The sequence below is a fragment of the Streptomyces sp. NPDC026377 genome (assembly GCF_055567715.1).
Map to the genome: position 1 here is coordinate 51810 of NZ_JBVHPV010000015.1, position 23508 is coordinate 75317.

Here is a 23508-nt window from a genome sequence, read left to right on the forward strand (position 1 = left end):
GGGTTCACACAGCCACGCCCGCCACCGGCCACAATGGGGAACCATGATCCGATTCGAGCACGTCACCAAGCGGTACGCCGATGGCACCACCGCCGTCGACGACCTCTCCTTCGAGGTGGCCGAGGGGGAACTGGTCACGCTCGTCGGGCCGTCCGGCTGCGGCAAGACCACCACCATGAAGATGGTGAACCGGCTGATCGAGCCGACCGAGGGCCGGATATTCCTGGACGGCGAGGACATATCCACCGTCGATCCGGTCCAACTGCGGCGCCGTATCGGCTATGTCATCCAGCAGGTCGGGCTCTTCCCGCACAAGACGGTCCTGGAGAACACCGCGACCGTCCCGCACCTGCTCGGCGTCAAGCGCGCCAAGGCGCGTGAGCGGGCGGCCGAACTGCTCGACCTGGTCGGGCTCGACCCCCGCGTCCACGGGGCGCGCTACCCCGAGCAGCTCTCCGGCGGCCAGCGCCAGCGGGTCGGGGTGGCCCGGGCGTTGGCGGCCGATCCGCCGGTACTGCTGATGGACGAGCCGTTCGGCGCGGTCGACCCGGTGGTGCGCGAGCGGCTGCAGAACGAGTTCCTCAAGCTCCAGTCGCAGGTCCGCAAGACGGTCCTGTTCGTCACCCACGACATCGAGGAGGCGGTCCGCCTCGGCGACCGCATCGCGGTGTACGGGCAGGGGCGCATCGAGCAGCTGGACGCGCCGGCGGCGGTGCTCGGCACCCCCGCCACGCCCTATGTCGCGGACTTCGTCGGCGCCGACCGGGGCCTGAAGCGGCTCTCGGTGACGCCCATCGAGGAGGGCGACCTGGAGCAGCCGCCGGTGGTGCGGCTCGACGACCCGCTCCCCCGCGACCTCGGTGCCCCCTGGGCGGTGGTCCTGGACGCCTCCGGCGACCTGCACGGCTGGATCTCCGCCGCCGGCGCCACGCGCGCGAAGAGCGGCACCGTACGCGAGCACGCCCGGCGGATGGAGGCCTGGCTGCCGCTGGGCGCCTCGCTCAAGCAGGCGTTCGCGACGATGCTCCAGCACGACGCGGGGTGGATCGCGGTCATCGACCACGAGGGGACGGGCCGCTTCCTCGGGGTGCTCACCCCGGCCCGGCTGCACGAGGCGCTGCGCCGCTCGATCGACGCGGACGCCCAGGCCGTGCCCCGTACGGAAGTGGAAGTGGAATCGATCAGTTCGCGCTGAGGCGGCCGCTGATCCACTCCAGGACCGGCGGGATCTCCCGCCGCCAGGTGTTGAAGTTGTGCCCGCCGCTGTCGAGCGTGATCGACGAGACGCGCGCGGGCGCCTTCACCTTCTCGATGAACTTCAGCGTCGGCTTGAGGTTGTCCTCACCCGACCTGGAGGTGGTGACCAGGAACGAGGACTTGGCCGGCGCCACGTGGTCGAGCGCCCACAGCAGGTTGGAACGATTCTTCGCGGCTTTGTCGCCATGGAAGAGATCCCCGGTGGTCGGATCGCTCGCGGCCTTGTAGTACGCCGAGAGGCCCGCGCTGGCGCCGAAGGTCTCCGGGTGGTGGATGCCGATCTTCAGGGCGCAGTAGCCACCGGTCGAGTTCCCGATGAAGCCCCAGTTCTGCGGCTTGGTGCCGACCCGGTAGGTCTCGGAGACGGCCTTGGGCAGGTCCTTGGCGAAGAAGGTCTCGGTCTGCGGGCCGCCCGGGACGTCCACGCACTCGGTGTCACGCGGCGGTGCCACCGTCGGGCGCATCATCACGAGGATCATGGGCTGCGCCTTCTTCTGCTTGACCTGCGCCCATGCCGTCTTCGGATAGCGCAGCCCCTTGATCAGATTCTCCGCGGTGCCCGGGTAGCCGGTGAGCACCACAGCAGCCGGGAACTTCTGCTTCTCGTACTTCTTCTGGAAGTACTCCGGAGGCAGGTAGACATAGGCGGGGCTGGCTATTTTGGAGCGTTCGCCCTGCACGACCACCTTCTGGATCTCCCCTCCCGCGGCGGGGTTGCCGGCGCCGGGGGTGTCGGGCTTCTGCCTCCCGGTGACCTTGATGTCCTTGGCCGCGGCCGAGTGGTCGACGACCACGCCCATGCCGTTCTCCTGGCCGAACAGGTCCGCCCACGAGCCGTAGAAGAGGAAGGAGTTGTTGGCCGCGAGGCCCACCGAGGCGAAGAGCATCAGCTGAGTGCCGAGGAGCAGGCCGATCCGGCCCAGGACGGCCCGCCAGGTGCGGCCGGCCAGCTTCGGCCAGAGCCAGATGGTGAGCGCGAACAGCGCCACCGCCAGAACGACGGCGAGCGCCAGAACCTTGTTGCTCGTGAGACCCATGAGTCGTCGAAACTTTCTGACTGAGATTTTCCTGGGACCGAGGGAACCCGCCCCCGGGATGTGCCGTCCTAGAGGGCGCAAATTGTCCGGAACACAGCGTCGATCTTGTTGCTGTGCGGACAACAGAATCTCTCGCGGAGTCACGGGAAGCGATGTCTGTCAGGATAGATGGGGACAAAAAGGGTTCGGTTCCGGCCGGCGCACGCAAAGTCCTCCGCGGACCGCGCCCCGATTCGGTTCCTTCACTGGTCGGCAAGGCCGCGGCCTTCGTCGGTCTGCTCAACATCGCCGCCGGCATCTTCCCGCGCTTCCGCGCCAGCCGTATGCACGCGGTGACCGAGGTCCTGCCCGGTACGACGGGCCCCTTCGCGGCGGCCCTGGCCCTGAGCACCGGCGTCCTGCTGCTGCTCCTGGCGCACGGCCTGAAGCGGCGCAAGCGGCGGGCGTGGCGGGCCGCGGTCGCCCTGCTGCCGATCGGCGCGGTGGCCCAGTTCCTCTACCGGCACTCGGTCGTCGGCGTGCTGATCTCGATCGCGCTGCTGGTGCTGCTGGTACGGCACCGCGACGAGTTCACCGCACTGCCCGACCCACGCAGCCGCTGGAAGGCGCTGGCCAACTTCATCCTGCTCGGCTCCGGCTCGCTGGGCCTCGGTCTGGTGATCGTCTCGGTCCACCCGGGCCGGGTCGTCGGCAGCCCCTCGATCGCCGACCGCATCCAGCACGTGATGTACGGCCTGTTCGGCTTCGAGGGCCCCGTCGAGTACGCGGGCGACACCAGCTGGACCGTCGCCTACTCGCTGGGCGCGCTCGGCCTGCTGACCGCGATCACCACCATCTACCTGGCCTTCCGGCCCGAGCACCCGGCCGCCCGGCTCACCGAGGACGACGAGCGCCGGCTGCGCGACCTGCTCGCCAAGCACGGCGCCCGCGACTCGCTCGGCCACTTCGCGCTGCGGCGCGACAAGGCGGTGGTCTTCTCCCCCAGCGGCAAGGCGGCGGTCACCTACCGCGTCGTGTCCGGGGTGATGCTCGCCTCGGGCGACCCGATCGGCGACGTCGAGGCGTGGCCCGGCGCCATCGAGCGGTTCATGGACGAGGCCAAGGCCCACTCCTGGACCCCGGCCGTGGTCGGCTGCTCCGAGACGGGCGGCGAGGTGTGGACCCGCGAGACCGGGCTCGACGCGCTGGAACTGGGCGACGAGGCGGTGGTGGACGCCGCGGATTTCTCCCTGTCCGGGCGCGCCATGCGGAACGTACGCCAGATGGTCAAGCGCATCGAGCGCAATGGCTACGAAACCCGCGTACGGCGCGTCCGTGATCTCTCCGCAGGTGAGCTGGAACGGGTCCGGCGGGCCGCCGAGGACTGGCGCGGCACCGACACCGAGCGCGGCTTCTCCATGGCGCTGGGACGGATCGGTGACCCGGACGACGGCGACTGCGTGATCGCCACCGCCCACAAGGCCGACGACGGACCGGGCGAGCCGGGGCCGTACGGCGACCTCAAGGCCATGATTCACTTCGTCCCCTGGGGTTCCGACGGAATGTCGCTGGAGCTCATGCGCCGCGACCGCTCCGCCGACCCCGGGATGAACGAGCTTTTGATCGTCGCCGCGCTCCAGGCGGCCCCGAAGATCGGCATCGAGCACGTCTCGCTCAACTTCGCGATGTTCCGCTCGGCCCTCGCGCGCGGTGAGAAGATCGGCGCCGGCCCGGTGCTGCGGCTCTGGCGCGGACTGCTGGTCTTTCTGTCCCGCTGGTTCCAGATCGAGTCGCTGTACAAGTTCAACGCGAAGTTCCAGCCCCGCTGGGAGCCTCGCTTCATGGTCTACCGCGCCCACAGCGACCTGCCCCGCATCGGCTTCGCGGTGATGCAGGCCGAGGGCTTCGTGAACATGGGCCTGCCCCGCCCCTTCGCCCGCCTCAGCCGCACCCGCCAGCGCCCGTGCGCGCACCTGGCGAACCGGGAGGCGGAACGGACGGTGGGAGCGGCGCTGTAGCGCTCCGAGGGGCGCGGGCCAAAGAACGGCAAGAGGGGCCCGGGGACGTGTGTCCCCGGGCCCCTCTTCGCTCACGCGGAGGCGGTCTCCGGCTCGGCGGCCTTCTCCGTCACGGCGTCCGCCTGCGACGCCTGCGGCGCCTGCGGCTTCCGGTCCGAGTGCAGGCCCACCAGGGCGACCGCCACGACGGCCAGGAACGCGGCCCCCGCGAGCGCGAAGCTCAGCGTGAACTGGCTCTCCTGCGGCAGCGGCGGAACCCCGGCCGGCAGGTGCTCGATCGTCTTGGAGGCGAGCAGCGAGGTGATCACCGCGCTGGCGATCGCGCTGCCGACCGACCGGGAGATGGAGTTGATGCCGTTGGCGATACCCGTCTGGTGGTGCGGGACGCTCGCCACGATCAGCGCGGGCATCGCCGCGTAACCGAAGCTGATCGCGACACCGATCACCATGCCGGCCATGATCACCGAGGCGCTGGAGTCGTGCGCGCCGGTCAGCCAGGCGAAGCCGAGGACACCGAAGGCGGCGCCGGCCGCCAGCGTGAAGCGGGCGCCGATGCGGCGCACCAGCATGCCGCCGGCCTGGGCGGCGACCAGGGACATGATCGTCGTGGGCAGCAGGTACTCGACCGAGGCGCGCAGCACCGAAGCGGTGAACCCGTAACCGGTGACCTTCTCGGGCATCTGCACCAGGTACGAGACGCCGATGAACTGCGAGAACATCGCGAAGCCGAGCAGCAGGCCGGCCAGGTTGGTGAAGAGCACCGGGCGGTGGGCGAACATCTTCATGTCCACCATCGGCGCCTTGACCTTGAGCTCGACCAGGACCCAGACCCCCGCCATGACCACGGAGGCGACGAAGAGGCCCAGGGTGCGCACGGAGGTCCAGCCCCACTCGTGGCCCTGCGAGATCGGCAGGAGCAGCAGGACCAGCACGGCGGCGAGGGTCGCCGCGCCCAGCCAGTCGGTGCGCCCGCCGGGCTTGTGGCGCGAGGCGGGGACGCCCGCGACGACGGCGACCAGGGCGACGACGGCGAGCACGGCGGCCAGCCAGAAGACGCGGTGGTAGTCGGGGTTGTCGCCCTGGGTCAGCAGACCGGCGCCGACGAGGGCGAGGCCGCTGCCGAACGCCAGGGTGCCGCTGACCAGCGCCATCGCACCGTGCAGCTTCTCCGGGCGGATCTCCTCGCGCAGGACCGACAGGGCCAGCGGGAAGATCGCGGTGGCGGCGCCCTGCATGACGCGGCCGACGATCAGCCACAGCAGCGAGCTGGTGGTGGCCGCGAGGACCGAGCCCGCGACCATCAGCACCAGGACGCCTATGAGCGTGGGCTTCTTGCCGTGCATGTCGCCGAAGCGGCCGAGCAGCGGGGTGAAGACGGCGGCGGAGAGCAGGGTCGCGGTGGTGACCCAGCTGACGTTGGCGGTGGAGGTGCCGAGGTCGTTCTGGATGATGCCGAGGATCGGCACGACCAGGGTCTGCATCATCGAGACGACCATGGCGGCCAGCCCGAGGACCAGGACGAGCGCGGGGCCGCCGGTGGGGCGCGTGGGCGCCGCGTGATGTGTGGGAGTCACGGTTTCTTCCGTAGGAGTCCGGAGGGAGGGATGTTCGGGAGGCTTCAGCGCTTCCGCGGCGCCGGTCCGGCGCCCCTTCAATGCTTGACTACCTCAAGTGCTTGATTACCCCAAGCAACTAGAGTGACGGTAAACCTCAAAGGTTGAGATCGTCAAGTTTCTCGCGGTAAGGTGGCGCCATGTCTGGAACCAGCCGCCCGGCCGCCGCGACCGACGCCGTCACGAACGACGCGCTCATGGACGCCCTCTGGGACTCCCTGGCGGACTACTACGGCGACTTCACCACCGCCGCCGCAGAGGCCGGCCTCACCGCCAGCCAGGCCAAGGCCCTCACCGTGCTGCGCCGCGGCCCCGCCGCCATGCGCTCGCTCGCCACCACGCTGCACTGCGACGCCTCCAACGTCACCGGCATCGTGGACCGCCTGGAGACCCGCGGCCTGGTCCGCCGCGAGCCCAGCCCCACCGACCGCCGGGTGAAGAACGTCCTGCTCACCGAGGAGGGCGTGCGGGCGGTCGAGACCGTCCGGGCCGGGATGCACGGCACCCACAGCGCCCTGGACGCCCTCCCCACCGCCGACCGCGACGCCCTGCACGCACTGCTGCGCCGCCTGTTCACCGGCCCCGCCGCCCGCTCCGGCCCGCGCCCCCGGGCCGTCGGCTGACGTCTGGTCCGCGGACCACCGGCTGACGCCTACGCTGGACGTATGAGTACGTTGCGCCGACGGGGCACGGTGACCGGACTGCCCGAGTGGGACCGCTGTGCGGTGATGGGCGTGGTCAACGTCACGCCGGACTCCTTCTCCGACGGCGGCCGCTGGTTCGACACCGCGGCCGCGGTCAAGCACGGCCTAGACCTCGTCGCCGAGGGCGCCGACCTGGTGGACGTCGGCGGCGAGTCCACCCGCCCCGGCGCCACCCGCGTCGACGAGGACGAGGAGCTGCGCCGGGTCGTGCCCGTGGTGCGCGGCCTCGCCGCCGAGGGCGTCACCGTCTCCGTGGACACCATGCGCGCCAGCGTCGCCGAACAGGCCGTCGCCGCGGGCGCGTTGCTGGTCAACGACGTCAGCGGCGGCCTCGCCGACCCGAACATGATCCCTGTGGTCGCCGCCACCGATGCCCCCTTCGTCGTCATGCACTGGCGCGGTTTCAGCCAGGACATGAACAGCCGCGCGGTGTACGGGGACGTGGTCGCCGAAGTCCTCGCCGAGCTCCACGCGCGCGTGGAGGCCGTCGTCGTCGGCGGCATCGCCCCCGAGCGCATCGTCATCGACCCCGGTCTGGGCTTCGCCAAGCAGGCCGAGCACGACCTGGCGCTCGTCGCCCACCTGGCCGAGCTGCGGGCGCTGGGCCGCCCCCTGCTCGTCGCCGCCTCCCGCAAGCGGTTCCTGGGCCACGTCCTGGCCGGGGACGGCTCCGGCCCGCCACCCGCCCGCGAACGGGACGCCGCCACGGCCGCCGTCTCCGCCATCGCCGCCCACGAGGGCGCCTGGGCGGTCCGGGTCCACGAGGTCCGCGCCACGGCCGACGCCGTACGCGTCGCGCGCGCGGTCGAAGGAGCCTCGGGCGCGACGGCGGACGGGGCCTCGGGGATTCCAGGGGCGACGGGGACGACGAGGACGACCGGCGCCGGCGGGACCACCGGGCCGTCCGGGACCACAAAGTCGACCGGGACGACCGGGGCGACCGCGTGACGGCCCGCACCGACGTCGAGGCGGTCGAGCAGGCCAACACCGCCTTCTACGAGACTCTGGAACGCGGCGACTTCGACGAGCTCTCCGACCTGTGGCTCAGCGCCGTCGACGCCGGGGACACCTCGATCTCCTGCGTCCACCCCGGTTGGCCGGTCCTGTCCGGACGCGGCGAGGTGCTCCGCTCCTACGCGCTGATCATGGCGAACACGGAGTACATCCAGTTCTTCCTGACCGATGTGAAGGTCGTCGTCCTCACCGACACCGCCCTGGTCACCTGCACCGAGAACATCCTCAGTGGCGGCCCTGCCCAGGAGAGCGGCGAGCTGGGACCGCTGGTGGGCCAGCTCGTGGTCGCCACCAATGTGTTCCGCCGCACATCCGAGGGCTGGAAGCTCTGGTCCCACCACGGCTCGCCCGTCCTCACCGAAACGGACGACGACGAGGGGTCCGAGGACTGAAGCCCCGGATTCCGGCGGCTGAAGAGACCCGTCCCGAGGGTTGAAACGGGGGTGTTCGGGTAGGGGCGGGTACCAGTCCCGACGCCGTCTGTCCATAGCCCCCGTGGGCGAGCACTGTCAGTGCCCGCAGGTAGATTCGATGGCGGGTACGGAGCCGCCCGCACGCGGCGGGTGCCCGACCGACCAACGACAGCAGGAGTGATTCGCGTGGATCGTGTCGCGCTGCGCGGCCTCAAGGCCCGTGGGCACCATGGCGTCTTCCCCCGGGAGCGCGAGGAGGGCCAGACCTTCATCGTGGACCTGGTGCTCGGCCTCGACACCCGCCCCGCGGCGGCCGACGACGACCTGGCGAAGACCGTGCACTACGGCGTGGTGGCCGAGGAAGTCGTGGACGTCGTCCAGGGCGAGCCGGTCGACCTGATCGAGACGCTGGCCGAGCGCATCGCCCAGCAGTGTCTGAAGCATGCGGGGGTCCAGCAGGTGGAGGTGTGCGTCCACAAGCCCGACGCGCCGATCACCGTCCCCTTCGACGACGTGACCATCACCATCACCCGGAGCCGAGTATGACTGTGTCCTCCCACAAGAGCTCGCAGAGCGACCCGACCGTCCAGCCGGTGCCCACGTCCGTGGTCGAGCAGGTGGACGCGGCCGACGTCACCCTGAACAACCCGCAACGAGCCGTGATCTCGCTCGGCTCCAACCTCGGCAACCGCCTGGAGACGCTCCAGGGCGCGATCGACGCCCTGGAGGACACGCCCGGCCTCCGGGTCAAGGCGGTCTCCCCGGTGTACGAGACGGAGCCGTGGGGCGTCGCCCCCGGCTCCCAGCCCTCGTACTTCAACGCGGTGGTCGTGGTGAAGACGACCCTGCCGCCGTCCTCCCTGCTGGAGCGCGGCCAGGCCATCGAGGAGGCCTTCGACCGCGTCCGCGACGAGCGCTGGGGCCCGCGCACGATCGACGTCGACATCGTTGCCTACGCCGATCTCGTCCTGGACGACCCGGTCCTGACGCTCCCCCACCCGCGCGCCCACGAGCGGGCGTTCGTCCTCGCCCCCTGGCAGGACGTGGACCCCCAGGCCCAGGTGCCCGGCCGCGGCCCCGTCGCCACCCTGCTCGCCACGATCGGCCGCGAAGGTGTGCTGCCGCGCGCCGACCTGGAACTCCGCCTGCCCGAGTAATCGTTAGGCTGCTGACGGCGAGCAAGACCGGCGACATGAAGGGCACTCTTCGGTGAAACAACTGAGGCTGGGCGTACTGGCGGGACTCTTCGCCGTCGCCGGAGTGCTCTCCTGGGCGGGCGCCCGGCTGTGGGACTCACTGGGCACCCTGCCGAGCGTCCCCCTGGCCGCGCCGATCGTCCTGGCCGTGATCGCCGTGATCCTCCTGGCCACGGCCCTCTCCCTCCGCGCCCGCCTGCGCGCCCAGCGCGAACGGCGCCCCGGCGCGAAGGGCGTCGAACCGCTGATGGCGGCCCGCGCGGTGGTCTTCGGCCAGTCCAGCGCCCTGGTGGCGGCCCTGGTCTCGGGGATGTACGGCGGGACGGGCGTCTTCCTCCTGGACTCCCTGGACATCCCGGCCCGCCGCGACCAGGCGATCTACGCGGCCTTCTCGGTGGCCGCGGGCATCGCGGTGGTAGCGGCGGCGCTCTTCCTGGAACGGGTGTGCAGACTCCCGGACGACGAGGACGAGGGCGGGGCGACGGCCGCGCCATAGCCTGGGCCGGGGCTCGACTGGGGCTGGCCGCGCGCACGCGGCGAAGCCGTGTCAGGGGTGTCGTGTTCGTCTGCCGGCCGCCTGTGGCTGGCCGCGGTTCCCCGCGCCCCCTGAGGAGCGGGGTCGCTGTGGGCCGGGAGGCAACCCCTTAGGGGCACGGGGAACCGCGCGACCAGCCGCCCACCGGGCCGCAGTCGGCACCGCACCCGTCGAGCGACGCCCGCGCCGCCTCAGCGGGCCATGATGAGGCTCATCGCCTCCGCGCGCGTGGCGGGGTCGCGCAGCTGCCCCCGCACCGCGGACGTGATCGTCTTGGCGCCTGGCTTCCGCACCCCACGCATGGTCATGCACATGTGCTCGCACTCCACGACCACGATGACGCCCCGCGGCTCCAGGATCTCCATCAGCGAGTCCGCGATCTGCGTGGTCAGCCGTTCCTGCACCTGCGGACGACGCGCGTACACATCGACGAGACGGGCCAGCTTCGACAGGCCCGTGATCTTCCCGTCCGCCGACGGGATGTATCCGACGTGCGCCACGCCCACGAAGGGCACCAGATGGTGTTCACAGCTGCTCATGACCTCGATGTCCTTCACCAGGACCATCTCGTCGTGGCCGAGGTCGAACGTCGTCGTCAGCACGTCCCGCGGCTGCTGCCACAGCCCGGCGAATATCTCCCGATAAGCCCGCGCCACCCGCGCAGGCGTCTCCCGGAGGCCCTCGCGGTCGGGATCCTCGCCGACCGCGATGAGGAGCTCGCGCACGGCGTTCTCGGCCCGCTTCTCGTCGAACTCGCCGATACGGCCCTGGCCGTCCAGCGTCACCGGGTCGGTCATCTGTGCCTCGTTCCTCGTGTCTCTGCACGCACGTACGAATGCGCCGCGCCCCCACAGGCTAAAACCTGGGGGGCGCGGCGTGCATTCCGGGTCCTGGGAGCCGGGAGTCAGCTCTCGGGTCGGTCCTCCGGGGCCGGGAGCTGCTCGGTCGGGACCGCGTCGGTCGGGGCCGAGCCGTTGGCGGTGGTGGCGCCGTTGGTCAGGGCCAGCTCCCTCGGCGACAGGACCGGCGGGCGCGTCGACGGCGTACGCCGCGAGGAGCCCGTCCAGGCCGGGCGCGCGGGGCGCCGGACGATGGGGGCGAAGATCTCGGCGATCTCCTCCTTGCCCAGCGTCTCCTTCTCCAGCAGCCGCAGGACCAGGTTGTCGAGGACGTCGCGGTTCTCGACGAGGATCTCCCACGCCTCGTTGTGCGCGGTCTCGATGAGCTTCTTGACCTCTTCGTCGACCAGCGCCGCGACCTCTTCCGAGTAGTCGCGCTGGTGCGCCATCTCACGGCCCAGGAACGGCTCCGTGTTGTCGCCGCCGAACTTGATCGCGCCGAGCCGCTCGGTCATGCCGTACTGCGTGACCATCGCGCGCGCGGTGGCCGTGGCCTTCTCGATGTCGTTCGCCGCGCCCGTGGTCGGGTCGTGGAAGACGAGCTCCTCGGCCGCGCGCCCGCCCAGCATGTAGGCGAGCTGGTCGAGCATCTCGTTGCGCGTGGTCGAGTACCTGTCCTCGTCCGGCAGGACCATCGTGTAGCCGAGGGCACGGCCGCGCGACAGGATCGTGATCTTGTGGACAGGGTCCGCGTTCGGGGAAGCGGCCGCGACCAGAGCGTGTCCGCCCTCGTGGTACGCGGTGATCTTCTTCTCCTTGTCGGACATGATCCGGGTCCGCTTCTGCGGGCCCGCCACGACGCGGTCGATCGCCTCGTCCAGCATGTCGTTGTCGATGAGCTTCTGGTTGCTGCGCGCCGTGAGGAGCGCCGCTTCGTTCAGCACGTTCGACAGGTCGGCGCCGGTGAAGCCGGGGGTGCGCCGGGCGACGGCCGCGAGGTCGACGTCCGGGGCGACCGGCTTGCCCTTCTGGTGAACCTTGAGGATCTCCAGACGGCCCTGCATGTCCGGGCGGTCGACCGCGATCTGGCGGTCGAAGCGGCCGGGGCGCAGGAGGGCCGGGTCGAGGATGTCGGGCCGGTTGGTGGCGGCGATCAGGATGACGCCGCCCTTCACGTCGAAGCCGTCCATCTCGACGAGCAGCTGGTTGAGCGTCTGCTCGCGCTCGTCGTGGCCGCCGCCGAGGCCCGCGCCGCGGTGCCGGCCGACGGCGTCGATCTCGTCGACGAAGACGATCGCCGGGGCGTTCGCCTTGGCCTGCTCGAAGAGGTCGCGCACCCGGGAGGCACCGACGCCGACGAACATCTCGACGAAGTCGGAGCCGGAGATCGAGTAGAAGGGGACGCCGGCCTCGCCCGCGACGGCGCGCGCGAGGAGGGTCTTGCCGGTGCCGGGCGGGCCGTACAGCAGCACGCCCTTGGGGATCTTGGCGCCGACGGCCTGGAACTTCGCCGGCTCCTGGAGGAACTCCTTGATCTCGTGGAGCTCCTCGACGGCCTCATCGGCCCCGGCGACGTCCGAGAACGTCGTCTTCGGGGTGTCCTTGGTGATGAGCTTCGCCTTGGACTTCCCGAAGTTCATGACCCGGGAGCCGCCGCCCTGCATCTGATTCATCAGGAACAGGAAGACGACGACGATGAGGACGAAGGGGAGCAGCGAGAGCAGGATCCCCACGATCGGGTTCTGCTTCGAGGGGGAGACCGTGTAGCCCTTGGTCAGGTCCCCGCTGTCGAACTTGCCCTGGAGCTTGTTGGCCAGGCTGGTGCCCTGGGCGTCGCCGATGTAGCTCGCCTGGATCTTGTTGGCGCCCTTGACCTTCTGGCCGTCCTTGAGGTCGACCTTGATGACCGACTCGTCGCCGGTCGTGATCTTGGCTTCGTCTACCTGGTTCTTGTCGATCGCCTGGACGACCTCGGAGGTGTCCACCGTCTTGTAGCCGCCCGACGAGCCGACGACCTGCATCAACACGACCACGGCGAGGACGGCCAGCACGATCCACATGACCGGCCCACGGAAGTATCGCTTCACGTCCATCCATACGGAGCGAGAACGCCCCGTCCCTCCTGCCCGTAGGTAAATGCTGCTGTGAGTAAAGACTGTTCTTCGGACGGTACCCCAGCATTGTCACCCGAGACCGCAAGGGACGGCTGACAAACCCGCCTTCCCAAGCTCCAACGCGGGAAGGGGGCTCCGAGTTCCCGTCCGGGTACCCGGTTCAGCCGCCGTACACGTGCGGGGCGAGCGTTCCGACAAAGGGGAGATTGCGGTACTTCTCGGCGTAGTCCAGGCCATATCCGACGACGAACTCATTCGGAATGTCGAATCCGATCCACTTCACGTCGATCGCGACCTTTGCGGCATCCGGCTTACGGAGCAGCGTGCAGACCTCCAGGGAGGCGGGCTCGCGGGATCCGAGGTTGGAGAGCAGCCAGGACAGCGTGAGGCCGGAGTCGATGATGTCCTCGACGATCAGGACGTGCTTGCCCTTGATGTCGGTGTCGAGGTCCTTGAGGATGCGGACGACGCCGGAGGACTGGGTGCCCGCCCCGTAGGAGGAGACGGCCATCCAGTCCATCGTGACCGGGGTGGACAGCGCGCGGGCCAGGTCCGCCATGACCATGACGGCGCCCTTGAGGACGCCGACGATCAGGAGGTCCTTGCCCGCGTACTCCGCGTCGATCTTCGCGGCCAGCTCGGCCAGCTTGGCGTCGATCTCTTCCTTGGTGATGAGCACCGACTGGAGGTCGGTGCCCATGTCCTTCTCGTTCACCCGGGCCGCTTTCTTGGTTCGTTGTACGTAACTGGGCTCAGCTCTGCCGGATGACCAGTCTGCCACCCTGCCGCCGTGCCTCGACGCGCCCGGGGAGGTTGATGGCCCGCTGGCCGCGCCAGCCCGTGATCAGGCGGTCGACCTCCTCGACATGGCGGGCGAAGAGCGAGCCGGCGGGGGAACCGGCGTGGATGAGGGCCTTGCGCAGCACCCGGCGGCGGACCGCGGCGGGCAGCGCGTAGAGCTTTCCGCACAGCAGCTCGCCCGCCTCGTCCCGGACCGAGGGGTCGGCCTCGGCGGCCCAGGCGTCCAGGGCGTCGGCGTCGTCGCGGGAGAGCTCGGCGGTGCGCGCCAGGGCCTCCACGACGCCCTTGCCGAGCGCCTTCTCCAGGGCGGGCAGGCCCTCGTGGCGCAGCCGTGAGCGGGTGTAGGCGGGGTCGGCGTTGTGCGGGTCGTCCCAGACGGGCAGCGACTGGACCAGACAGGCCTTGCGGGCGGTGTGCCGGTCGAGCTGGAGGAAGGGGCGGCGGTAGCGGCCGTGGGCGCCGGAGACGGCGGCCATGCCGGACAGGGAGCGGGTGCCCGAGCCCCGGGCGAGGCCGAGGAGGACCGTCTCCGCCTGGTCGTCGCGGGTGTGGCCGAGCAGCACGGCGGCGGCGCCGTGGCGCTCGGCGGCGGCGTCCAGGGCGGCGTAGCGGGCGTCGCGGGCGGCGGCCTCGGGGCCGCCCTCGCGGCCGACCTTCACGGTGACGGCCTCGACCGGGTCGAGCCCGAGGGCGGTGAGCCGGGCGGCGACCTCGGCGGCGCGCAGGTCCGAGCCGTGCTGGAGGCCGTGGTCGACGGTGATGGCGCCGGCGCGGACGGAGAGCTTGCGGGATTCGAAGGCGAGGGCGGAGGCGAGCGCCATGGAGTCGGCGCCTCCGGAGCAGGCGACGAGGACCAGGGGTCCGTCGGCGCCGCCCTCGCGCGCGGTGGCGCGCGGGTGGTCGGGGAGGGTGTCGGGGGGCGTGCGGCCGTCGTGGAGGACGAGCGCGTCGCGCAGGACGTCGTGGAGTACGCGGCGGACCGCCAGGCGTATCGCCGCGACCGCAGGATGGGGACCCATGTCCGGTGCCCTTCGGTGAAGTTTTGGGGGGTGCCTCGGGACGAGGGGGAAAGTTCGGTCACACAGAGTGCGTAGATGGTGACAGAACCGAGCCGATACCCGAGCATTGCACGCCTACCCATGCCCTACGGTCCCTCGGATGGGTGATCCTGCGCATTTCCGGGGGACAGCCGTGGCCTCCGGGTACGTGGGTGCGGGCGGCGCCCGCCCGCTCAGCCGTCCGTCCTGTTGTGCACCCGCGCGACCCAGTCCGCCGGTTTGGCGATCTCCGCCTTGGTGGGGAGGGTGTTCGGCGAGGTCCAGACCCGGTTGAAGCCGTCCATGCCGACCTGGTCGACGACGGCCCGGACGAACCGCTCGCCGTCACGGTACTGGCGCAGCTTGGCGTCGAGGCCGAGGAGCTTGCGCAGGGCCTGGTCGAGGCGGGAGGCGCCCTTGGCGCGGCGCTGCTGGAACTTCTCGCGGATCTCCGCCACCGAGGGCACGACCTGCGGCCCGACGCCGTCCATCACGAAGTCGGCGTGGCCCTCCAGGAGCGACATCACGGCGGTGAGCCGGCCGAGGATCTCCCGCTGGGCGGGCGTCTGCACCAGTTCGACCAGCGAGCGCCCGTTGTCGCCCTCCTCGCCCTCGGGGCGGCTTCCGGCGAGCGACTGGGCGGCCTCGCGCAGCCGCTCCAGGACGGTCATCGGGTCGACGTCGGTCTCCCCGAGGAATGACTGGATTTCGCCCTCCAGGTGGTCGCGCAGCCAGGGCACACCGGTGAACTGGGTCCGGTGGGTCTCCTCGTGCAGGCACACCCAGAGCCGGAAGTCGTGCGGATCGACGTCGAGCTCGCGCTCCACGTGGACGATGTTGGGCGCGACCAGGAGCAGCCGTCCGCCGCCGTTCTCCCCGGCCGGGAGCTCGCGGGTGGCCGGCGCGAACGTCTCGTACTGCCCGAGCACGCGCGAGGACAGGAAGCTCAGCAGCATGCCCACCTCGACGCCGGTGACCTTGCCGCCGACCGCACCGAAGACGGCGCTGCCCGGGCCGCTCCCCCGGCGCTCCTGCATCTTGTCGAGCAGGGGCTTCAGAAGTTCCCGGAATCCGGCCACATTGGCCTTGACCCAGCCCGCCCGGTCGACCACGAGGACGGGGGTGTCGGCGGGCCGCACACCCTCCGGGATCATCCGGGTGAACGCCCGTACGTGTTCCTCCGAGGCCTTCGCGTGCCCGCGCAGCTCCGCGACGACGGCCCGCGCCTCGTCGCGGCTCACCTCCGGGCCCGGCCTCACCAGGCGGGTCGCGGTCGCCACCGCGAGGTTCCAGTCGACCATCCCAGAAGAAGCGGCACCACCGATGCTCGTCATGCGTCAACCGTACGTTGTCCTCCCGCGCGGGGGAGGGGGGTCGACGCCGGGCGATTACGGGGCGGGGGCCGGGGAGCCGGCCCGGCAGCCGCACCGGGCGAGGCGCTCGGCGAGCCGGTCGAGGGCGTGCTGGGCGGCGTCGGGGCCGGCGGTGCCGGAGGCGAGGAAGGCGAAGGTGAGCAGATGGCCGTCGGCGTCCACGACCGTGCCCGCGAGCGCGTTGACGCCCGAGAGGGTGCCGGTCTTGGCGCGGACGAGTCCGGTCCCGGCGGAGGCGGTCCCGTAGCGGGCGCGCAGGGTGCCGGTGAACCCGGCGACCGGCAGACCGGTCAGGACCGGGCGCAGCTCCGGGTGGGCGGGGTCGGCGGCGCGGGCGAGGAGCAGGGTCAGGAACTGGGCGCTGACGCGGTTCTCGCGGCTGAGGCCGCTGCCGTCCGCGAACCGGGCGCCGGCGGCCCGCGGAAGGCCGAGCGCGGCGATCCGGTCGGTGATCGCCCGGGCGGCCCCGTCGAAGTCGGCGGGCTGCCCGGCGGCGATGGCGGTCTGGCGGCCGAGCGCCTCGGCGAGGTCGTTGTCGCTGTTGGTGAGCATCCGCTCGACGAGGTCCGAGAGCGGCGCGGAGACGGTGCGGGCGAGCTCCCCGGCGCCCTGCGGGGCCCGTCCCGGCCGGGGCTGCCCCGCGGTGATGCCGCGCTCGCGCAGCAGGGAGGCGAACGTACGGGCGGTGTCCCCGGCCGGGTCCCAGCTGCGCGGGGCCGGGCCGCTGTCGCCGCCCGCGCCGGAGCCGGAAGCCTGGGAGGTGCCCCCGATCCGTCCCTCGTCGGTCATCAGGGCGACGACGGGCGCGATGTTCTCGTTGGGGCCGATGGGGTGGCGCTCGGGGCCGCTGTAGCGGGAGAGGTCGTAGGTGAGGGAGGCGGTGGTGGCTCCCCGCGCGCGCAGGGCGCGGGCGGTGGCGTCGGCCAGGGCGCGCAGGCCGTCCTGGCCGAGGGTGGGGTCGCCGCCGCCGACCAGCGTGAGGTCGGTGCCGGTGGCGGGGGCGACGACGGTGGTGGGGATGCGGTGACCGGGGCCGAGCGCGGACAGGGCGGCGACGGCGGTGGCGATCTTGACGGTGGAGGCGGGCGTCATGGCGGTGTCCGCGCGCTGCCCGTAGAGCTGCTTGCCGGTGACCGTGTCGTAGACCGCGGCGGCGGGCTGCGGGCCGAGGCCGGGCGAGGCGAGCAGGGGGCCGAGGACCTGGTCGAGCACGGCGGTCGCCGGCGCGTCCGTGGGGGCGCTCAATGCGGCGAGCACGCCCCTGGCGCTGGGCGCGGGCGCCGGTGCGGGGGGCGCGCCCAGGTGATGTGCGCCACCTGTTGACCGGTGAGCCGCTGCGCGGTCGCGCTCCGCCGTACGCTGACCCGAGTCCCAGGGACCGGCCGTGGCCACCGCTCCGGCCGCCACTGCCATGCCCACCGCAGCCGCACCCGCCATGAGCTGCCAAGTCTTGGGTCCCGGCACCGAGGACCAGCCCCTTTCGCGATCACACACCTGCGTGAGGGACACTTAATCACCAGAACTGCGTCTTGCCGCGAACATGGCACTCCGGGTCAGCACCGGCGTCCCCATCCGGCTGAGTGTCCCGGGCCCGACCCGGGGGACGCGGGAACCGACCAATGCATGTGCTGATCATGGAGGAGAGCCACCCGTGGAGTTCGACGTCACCATCGAGATCCCGAAGGGTTCGCGGAACAAGTACGAGGTGGACCACGAGACCGGCCGGATCCGCCTGGACCGTCGCCTCTTCACCTCGACCAGCTACCCGGCGGACTACGGCTTCGTGGAGAACACCCTCGGCGAGGACGGTGACCCGCTGGACGCGCTGGTCATCCTGGACGAGCCCACCTTCCCGGGCTGCCTGATCCGCTGCCGCGCCATCGGCATGTTCCGCATGACCGACGAGGCGGGCGGCGACGACAAGCTGCTCTGCGTGCCCGCGTCCGACCCGCGTGTCGAGCACCTGCGCGACATCCACCACGTGTCGGAGTTCGACCGCCTGGAGATCCAGCACTTCTTCGAGGTCTACAAGGACCTGGAGCCCGGCAAGTCCGTCGAGGGCGCCAACTGGGTCGGCCGCGCCGAGGCCGAGGAGGAGATCAAGGCCTCCTACAAGCGCCTGGAGGCGCAGGGCGGCGCGCACTGACGCGCTTGTGAACCGGTACGACGACGGGCGGTGCACCTTCCGGGGTGCGCCGCCCGTTGTCGTACGACTTGATGATCGCCCACATACTGGGCACACGCTTGCGTACGCAAGGGACCGGAGGGAGGCAAAGGGTGCCTGAGCAGCAGGAACCGGAGGAGCGCAAGCCCTCTGACGAGGCGCGGAGCGCCTTCGCGGCTCCCGAAGGGGTGGCGCAGCCGGGTCCCCCGGAGGAGGACGCGCCGACCTCCGAGTTCGCGCTGCCCGCCGGGGTGCCGGAGCCCGAGCCGCCGGCCGAACAGATCCCCACCTCGGCCTTCGCCCCGCCCAGCACCTACTCGGCCCGCGAGGCGCCCTCCTCCACCATCACCACCGCCGGACTGCCGCTGGTGCGCCTGTCCAAGGACGCGCCCTGGCAGGACCGGATGCGCACCATGCTGCGGATGCCGGTGGGTGAGCGGCCGGTGCCGGAGACGGCCCTGAAGACCGACGACGCCGGACCGGCCGTGCCGCGCGTGCTCGACCTGACGCTGCGTATCGGCGAGCTGCTGCTCGCGGGCGGCGAGGGCGCCGAGGACGTCGAGGCGGCGATGTTCGCGATCTGCCGCAGCTACGGCCTGGACCGCTGCGAGCCGACGGTGACCTTCACCCTGCTCGCCGTCACCCACCAGCCGTCCCTGGTGGACGACCCGGTCACGGCGAACCGGACGGTACGCCGCCGGGGCACCGACTACACGCGCCTGGCGGCCGTCCACCGGCTCGTCACGGACATGACCAGCTCCGACCACGACGTCACCCTGGAAGAGGCCTACCGCCGCCTCGCGGAGATCCGCCGCAACCGGCACCCGTACCCCGGCTGGGTCCTCACCCTCGCCGCGGGCGTCCTCGCCGGGGCGGCCTCGGTGCTGGTCGGCGGCGGCGCGACGGTGTTCCTGGTGGCGGCGGCCGGCGCGATCCTGGGCGACCGGCTCGCCTGGCTCTGCGCGGCGCGCGGACTGCCCGAGTTCTACCAGTTCGTGGTGGCGGCGATGCCGCCCGCGGCCATGGGGGTGGCGCTCAGCCTGCTCGGCTGGGATCTGCGGCCCTCCGCGGTGATCACCGGTGGACTGTTCGCCCTGATCCCCGGACGGGCGCTGGTGGCCGCCGTGCAGGACGGCCTGACCGGCTTCTACATCACCGCCTCCGCCCGCCTGCTGGAGGTCACGTACTTCTTCGTGGCGATCGTGATCGGTGTGCTCACCGTGCTGTACGGAGGGCTCCAGGTCGACGCCAAGCTGAACCCGGAGGGCGCGCTGAGCCCCATCGAGCGGCCCGTCGTGCAGACGCTGGCCTCGATGGCGCTCTGTCTGACCTTCGCGGTCCTGCTCCAGCAGGAACGGTCCACCGTGTGGATCGCCACGCTGAACGGCGGGGTCGCCTGGGTGATCTACGCGTCGATCGCCGTCACCGCCCACGGATCGCCCATCATGGCGACGGCGGTGGCGGCGGGCCTGGTCGGCCTCTTCGGGCAGCTGGTCGCGCGCTACCGCAACACCTCGGCGCTGCCGTACGTGACGGCGGCGATCGGACCGCTGCTGCCGGGCAGCGCCACGTACTTCGGGGTGCTGGCCATCGCCCAGAACCACCGGGACCAGGGACTCGCCAACATCCTCAAGGCGGCGGCACTGGCGATGGCGATCGCGATCGGGGTGAACCTGGGGAGCGAGATGTCGCGGATGTTCCTCAAGGCACCGGGGGCGGCCCGCAAGGCGGCCAAGCGGACGCGGGGGTTCTGACCGGTCGTCCGCCCGCAGGCCGGCAGGGGCTGCACGCCCCCCACCGCTCAGCGCTTCGCGTGACGCCTGCGCTGCCGCTGCGCGGGCGGGGCCGACGCGCTTCCCGGACCCGCCTTCTTCGCCCTGGAGCGTGCCCGCAGGAACTCGATCGCGATCGGGACCACCGAGACCAGCACGATCGCGACCAGCATCAGCTCGATGTTCTTGTGCACGAACTCGACGTTGCCCAGCGCCGCGCCCAGCAGCGTCACGCCCGCGCCCCACAGGGTGCCGCCGATCACGTTGTACGTGATGAAGGAGCGGTAGTTCATCCGGCTCACGCCCGCGATGATCGGCGTGAACGTCCGCACGATCGGCACGAACCGGGCCAGCACCAGCGACTTCGGGCCGTACTTCTCGAAGAACTCGTGGGCCTTCTCCACGTTCTCCTGCTTGAAGAGCTTGGAGTCCGGCCGGTTGAAGAGCGAGGGGCCGACCTTGCGGCCGAAGAGGTAGCCCACCTGGTCGCCCACGACGGCGGCGGCCACCACCATCAGGCACACCAGCCACAGCGGAGTGCCGATCTTGCCGCTGGTGACCAGCAGACCGGTGGTGAACAGGAGCGAGTCGCCCGGCAGGAAGAAGCCGATGAGCAGGCCGGACTCGGCGAAGACGATCACCAACAGACCGGCCAGGCCGAACGACGACAGCAGCTGGTCGGGGTCCAGCCAGCTCGGACCGAGTGCGAGGGTGGTCACGGGTTCCGGCGCTCCTGGGTGAGGGTGGGGGCGGGGGGCGCGTAAGCGCGCGTTGACGGGCCAAAGCTATCAACGCCTTTCGCGGGCTCCAGGTTCCACCGGCTTCCTGGGGATGCGCTGTGCCCGGGCGGGTACGAAGCTGGGTCCCAGGATCCCCGAGGAAGGCGACGCGATGAGCATCGAGGATTTCGGTGGCGGGCAGGGCCCGCAGTCCGACGTACTGGTCGTGACCACCAATGACGTGCCCGGCTACCAGGTCCAGCAGGTCATCGGCGAGGTCTTCGGTCTGACCGTGCGCTCGCGGCACCTCGGCAGCCAGATCGGCGCCGGGCTGAAGTCCATGATCGGCGGCGAGCTGAAGGGGCTGACCAAGACGCTGGTGCAGACCCGCAACCAGGCGATGGAGCGGCTGGTCGAGCAGGCACGCGCGCGTGGGGCGAACGCCGTCCTCATGATGCGGTTCGACGTCACAGAGGCCGCCGACGTGGGGACGGAGGTCTGCGCGTACGGGACGGCGGTCGTGATCACGAAGCTTTGAGACAGCTCTGAGGCAGCTCTGAGACGGGGAACTCCGACCATGGCACTGCACCCGGGTGGCGGCGAGAAGGCGCGGGAGCACGAGAAGGACCACGGGCGGCTCGCCCTCAACCCGTTCTACGGGGAGGCCGACCCGGTCGGCTCCATGACCTCCGCGCCGCCCCGGCACCGGCTGCCGGACCGGCCGCTGGCCCCCTCCACGGCGTACCAGCTCGTCCACGACGAACTGATGCTCGACGGCAACTCCCGCCTCAACCTGGCGACGTTCGTCACCACCTGGATGGAGCCGCAGGCGGCGGTGCTGATGGCGGAGTGCCGGGACAAGAACATGATCGACAAGGACGAGTACCCGCGCACCGCCGAGCTGGAGCGGCGCTGCGTGGCGATGCTCGCGGACCTGTGGCACGCGCCCGACCCGGCCGGGGCGGTGGGCTGTTCGACGACCGGGTCGAGCGAGGCGTGCATGCTCGCCGGGATGGCGCTCAAGCGGCGCTGGGCGAAGCGGAACGCGGACCGCTATCCCGGGCGGGACGCGGTGCCGAACCTGGTGATGGGAGTGAACGTCCAGGTCTGCTGGGAGAAGTTCTGCGCCTTCTGGGAGGTCGAGGCGCGCCAGGTCCCGATGGAGGGCGACCGCTTCCACCTCGACCCGGAGGCGGCGGCCGAGCTGTGCGACGAGAACACGATCGGCGTGGTGGGCATCCTCGGCTCGACCTTCGACGGATCGTACGAGCCGATCGCGGAACTCTGCGCGGCCCTCGACGCGTTGCAGGAGCGTACGGGTCTTGACGTGCCGGTCCATGTGGACGGCGCGTCGGGGGCGATGGTGGCGCCCTTCCTCGACGAGGACCTGGTGTGGGACTTCCGGCTGCCCAGGGTCTCCTCGATCAACACCTCCGGGCACAAGTACGGCCTGGTGTACCCGGGGGTGGGCTGGGCCCTGTGGCGCTCGGCCGAGGAGCTCCCGGAGGAGCTGGTCTTCCGGGTGAACTACCTGGGCGGTGACATGCCCACCTTCGCGCTGAACTTCTCCCGGCCGGGGGCGCAGGTGGTGGCGCAGTACTACACGTTCCTGCGGCTGGGCCGGGAGGGGTTCCGGGCGGTGCAGCGGACCACCCGGGACGTGGCGCGCTCGCTCGCCGACCGCATCGAGGCGCTGGGTGACTTCCGGCTGCTCACACGCGGCACGGAGCTGCCCGTGTTCGCGTTCACCACCGCGCCGGAGGTGAAGCGGTTCGACGTGTTCGATGTGTCGCGGCGGCTGCGGGAGCGGGGCTGGCTGGTCCCGGCGTACACGTTCCCGCCGCACCGCGAGGACCTGTCGGTGCTGCGGGTGGTGTGCCGCAACGGGTTCTCGTCGGACCTGGCGGGGATGCTGATGGAGGACCTGGGGCGGCTGCTGCCGGAGCTGCGGCGGCAGGGCGCTCCGCTGGGGCGGGAGGAGACGGAGGCCACGGCCTTCCACCACTGAGCTGTCGGCGGGGGCGGTGCGGCGCGGTGCGCATTCGCGGGGTGCGGTGGCGCGGAGGGCGGTGGCGCGGAGGGCGGTGGCGCGGGGTGCGGTGGCGCGGGGTGCGGTGCGTGTTCGACTGCGGATCGTGCGTGGTTGCTCGCGCAGTTCCCCGCGCCCCTTGAGGCATCTGACGCGCGGGCATCCGTGGCGGCAGCCCCCGAGGGGCGCGGGGAGCTGTGCGGCCAGCCCCCGCCGACCCGCGGGCAGAGGCGCTCACGCCCCGGCGTACGGGTTTTCCTCACCCTCCGCCAGGACCCCCACGAACGGCTCCCCCTCGCCCCGGAACGTGTACGCGCCCGCCTCGATCCTGGCGATCAGGCCCCCCGTCCACGCCGCCTCCGCGTCCGCCGAGTGGACCCACATGTTCATGATCTCGCCGATGTGGCCGAGGGACTCGGGCCCCTCCTCGGGGGTGTAGTGCTCGGTCACCCGGCCCCGCCAGGCCGCCAGCCGCTCCAGGCGGTCGCGCAGCAGCGCCACCACCTCCGCGCGCGGCAGGTCGACCATGAAGCCGATGGCAGCCGAGAGCATGTCCATCTTCTGGTCGTACGAGGTCAGCGCCGCCCGCAGCAGCTTCAGGTACTCCTCGCGGCCGGCCGGGGTCAGCTCGTACTCGGTACGCGGCGGACCGCCCGCCGTGCTCGGCGCGATCTCGTGGGCGTGCAGCACGCCCTCCTTCGCCATCTGTTTGAGGGCGTGGTAGATCGAGCCGGGCTTGGCGTTGGACCACTCGTGGGCGCCCCAGTACTCCAGGTCGTTGCGGACCTGGTAGCCGTGCGCCCGGCCGTGCTGGCGGATGGCGCCGAGGACGAGGAGTCGGATCGCTGACATGCGCGTCAGCCTATGACCTGGACCGTTCGCGGGAGCAACCAG

General features: G+C 71.4%; 22 protein-coding genes. 12 read left to right on the forward strand and 10 right to left on the reverse strand.

The window, feature by feature from the left end; genetic code table 11:
• The first annotated feature begins 43 nt into the window (after positions 1–43).
• Positions 44–1195 (forward strand): ABC transporter ATP-binding protein, encoded by a 1152-nt coding sequence (locus tag ACZ4MU_RS26900; RefSeq protein WP_467881487.1) that lies wholly within the window; start codon positions 44–46, stop codon positions 1193–1195.
• Here the strand turns inward: ACZ4MU_RS26900 and ACZ4MU_RS26905 are convergent.
• A complete protein-coding gene (locus ACZ4MU_RS26905) occupies positions 1182–2294 on the reverse strand; it encodes an alpha/beta hydrolase (protein ID WP_467881488.1) in 1113 nt (370 codons plus the stop codon). The two genes, ACZ4MU_RS26900 and ACZ4MU_RS26905, sit on opposite strands and share 14 nt — an antisense overlap.
• Before the next feature lie 152 nt (positions 2295–2446).
• Here ACZ4MU_RS26905 and ACZ4MU_RS26910 point away from each other — a divergent pair, with 152 nt between their 5' ends.
• Positions 2447–4291: a phosphatidylglycerol lysyltransferase domain-containing protein gene (locus ACZ4MU_RS26910; RefSeq protein WP_467881490.1), complete on the forward strand. Its 1845-nt coding sequence runs from the start codon at positions 2447–2449 to the stop codon at positions 4289–4291.
• A 71-nt stretch (positions 4292–4362) separates the two neighbouring features.
• On the opposite strand, the gene ACZ4MU_RS26915 is transcribed toward ACZ4MU_RS26910, so the two are convergent.
• Complete coding sequence (locus tag ACZ4MU_RS26915) at positions 4363–5865, reverse strand: MFS transporter (protein WP_467881492.1); 1503 nt, start codon at positions 5863–5865, stop codon at positions 4363–4365.
• 179 nt (positions 5866–6044) lie between these two features.
• Between ACZ4MU_RS26915 and ACZ4MU_RS26920 the strand changes: the two genes are divergently transcribed.
• The 6 genes from ACZ4MU_RS26920 to ACZ4MU_RS26945 all read left to right on the forward strand — a co-directional run bounded on the left by ACZ4MU_RS26920 (position 6045) and on the right by ACZ4MU_RS26945 (position 9727).
• Entirely contained in the window at positions 6045–6527 is a 483-nt protein-coding gene (locus tag ACZ4MU_RS26920; protein ID WP_467881493.1) for a MarR family winged helix-turn-helix transcriptional regulator, read from the forward strand.
• Between the two features lie 42 nt (positions 6528–6569).
• Positions 6570–7556, forward strand: a complete 987-nt coding sequence (folP, locus tag ACZ4MU_RS26925; RefSeq protein WP_467881494.1) for a dihydropteroate synthase — start codon at positions 6570–6572, stop codon at positions 7554–7556.
• Complete coding sequence (locus ACZ4MU_RS26930) at positions 7553–8014, forward strand: nuclear transport factor 2 family protein (RefSeq protein ID WP_467881496.1); 462 nt, start codon at positions 7553–7555, stop codon at positions 8012–8014. Before folP ends, ACZ4MU_RS26930 begins: the two co-directional genes overlap by 4 nt.
• 207 nt (positions 8015–8221) lie before the next feature.
• The gene (folB, locus tag ACZ4MU_RS26935; protein WP_101389407.1) at positions 8222–8581 is read left to right on the forward strand and encodes a dihydroneopterin aldolase; all 360 of its coding nucleotides are present in this window, start codon (positions 8222–8224) and stop codon (positions 8579–8581) included.
• Complete coding sequence (folK, locus tag ACZ4MU_RS26940) at positions 8578–9192, forward strand: 2-amino-4-hydroxy-6-hydroxymethyldihydropteridine diphosphokinase (protein ID WP_467881497.1); 615 nt, start codon at positions 8578–8580, stop codon at positions 9190–9192. The genes folB and folK overlap by 4 nt, the downstream gene beginning before the upstream one ends.
• Before the next feature lie 52 nt (positions 9193–9244).
• The gene (locus ACZ4MU_RS26945) at positions 9245–9727 is read left to right on the forward strand and encodes a DUF3180 domain-containing protein (RefSeq protein ID WP_467881498.1); all 483 of its coding nucleotides are present in this window, start codon (positions 9245–9247) and stop codon (positions 9725–9727) included.
• Between the two features lie 230 nt (positions 9728–9957).
• On the opposite strand, the gene folE is transcribed toward ACZ4MU_RS26945, so the two are convergent.
• The 6 genes from folE to dacB form a co-directional block, all read right to left on the reverse strand.
• Positions 9958–10563, reverse strand: a complete 606-nt coding sequence (gene folE / locus ACZ4MU_RS26950; RefSeq protein ID WP_467881500.1) for a GTP cyclohydrolase I FolE — start codon at positions 10561–10563, stop codon at positions 9958–9960.
• A gap of 107 nt (positions 10564–10670) precedes the next feature.
• A complete protein-coding gene (gene ftsH / locus ACZ4MU_RS26955) occupies positions 10671–12698 on the reverse strand; it encodes an ATP-dependent zinc metalloprotease FtsH (RefSeq protein WP_467881502.1) in 2028 nt (675 codons plus the stop codon).
• A gap of 181 nt (positions 12699–12879) precedes the next feature.
• Complete coding sequence (hpt, locus tag ACZ4MU_RS26960; RefSeq protein WP_067161225.1) at positions 12880–13419, reverse strand: hypoxanthine phosphoribosyltransferase; 540 nt, start codon at positions 13417–13419, stop codon at positions 12880–12882.
• A 52-nt stretch (positions 13420–13471) separates the two neighbouring features.
• Complete coding sequence (tilS, locus tag ACZ4MU_RS26965; protein ID WP_467881504.1) at positions 13472–14539, reverse strand: tRNA lysidine(34) synthetase TilS; 1068 nt, start codon at positions 14537–14539, stop codon at positions 13472–13474.
• A gap of 212 nt (positions 14540–14751) precedes the next feature.
• Positions 14752–15891, reverse strand: a complete 1140-nt coding sequence (locus ACZ4MU_RS26970; protein WP_467881506.1) for a zinc-dependent metalloprotease — start codon at positions 15889–15891, stop codon at positions 14752–14754.
• A gap of 54 nt (positions 15892–15945) precedes the next feature.
• Positions 15946–17367, reverse strand: coding sequence for a D-alanyl-D-alanine carboxypeptidase/D-alanyl-D-alanine endopeptidase (gene dacB, locus ACZ4MU_RS26975; RefSeq protein ID WP_467881646.1), 1422 nt, complete (start codon positions 17365–17367; stop codon positions 15946–15948).
• Between the two features lie 214 nt (positions 17368–17581).
• Here dacB and ACZ4MU_RS26980 point away from each other — a divergent pair, with 214 nt between their 5' ends.
• Together ACZ4MU_RS26980 and ACZ4MU_RS26985 are read left to right on the forward strand one after the other, a co-directional pair.
• Entirely contained in the window at positions 17582–18076 is a 495-nt protein-coding gene (locus ACZ4MU_RS26980) for an inorganic diphosphatase (protein ID WP_101389400.1), read from the forward strand.
• A 71-nt stretch (positions 18077–18147) separates the two neighbouring features.
• Entirely contained in the window at positions 18148–19848 is a 1701-nt protein-coding gene (locus tag ACZ4MU_RS26985) for a threonine/serine exporter family protein (protein ID WP_467881508.1), read from the forward strand.
• Between the two features lie 47 nt (positions 19849–19895).
• On the opposite strand, the gene ACZ4MU_RS26990 is transcribed toward ACZ4MU_RS26985, so the two are convergent.
• On the reverse strand, positions 19896–20585 hold the full coding sequence (locus tag ACZ4MU_RS26990; protein WP_467881509.1) for a DedA family protein: 690 nt from the start codon (positions 20583–20585) through the stop codon (positions 19896–19898).
• Between the two features lie 172 nt (positions 20586–20757).
• Here ACZ4MU_RS26990 and ACZ4MU_RS26995 point away from each other — a divergent pair, with 172 nt between their 5' ends.
• A complete protein-coding gene (locus ACZ4MU_RS26995) occupies positions 20758–21123 on the forward strand; it encodes a YbjQ family protein (RefSeq protein ID WP_358831932.1) in 366 nt (121 codons plus the stop codon).
• 39 nt (positions 21124–21162) lie between these two features.
• Positions 21163–22593 (forward strand): glutamate decarboxylase, encoded by a 1431-nt coding sequence (locus tag ACZ4MU_RS27000; RefSeq protein ID WP_467881511.1) that lies wholly within the window; start codon positions 21163–21165, stop codon positions 22591–22593.
• A gap of 255 nt (positions 22594–22848) precedes the next feature.
• Here the strand turns inward: ACZ4MU_RS27000 and ACZ4MU_RS27005 are convergent, their stop codons facing one another.
• Positions 22849–23466 carry a PadR family transcriptional regulator gene (locus ACZ4MU_RS27005; RefSeq protein WP_467881513.1) on the reverse strand — a complete coding sequence of 206 codons (618 nt, stop codon included), beginning with the start codon at positions 23464–23466 and terminating at the stop codon, positions 22849–22851.
• Positions 23467–23508 lie beyond the last annotated feature (42 nt).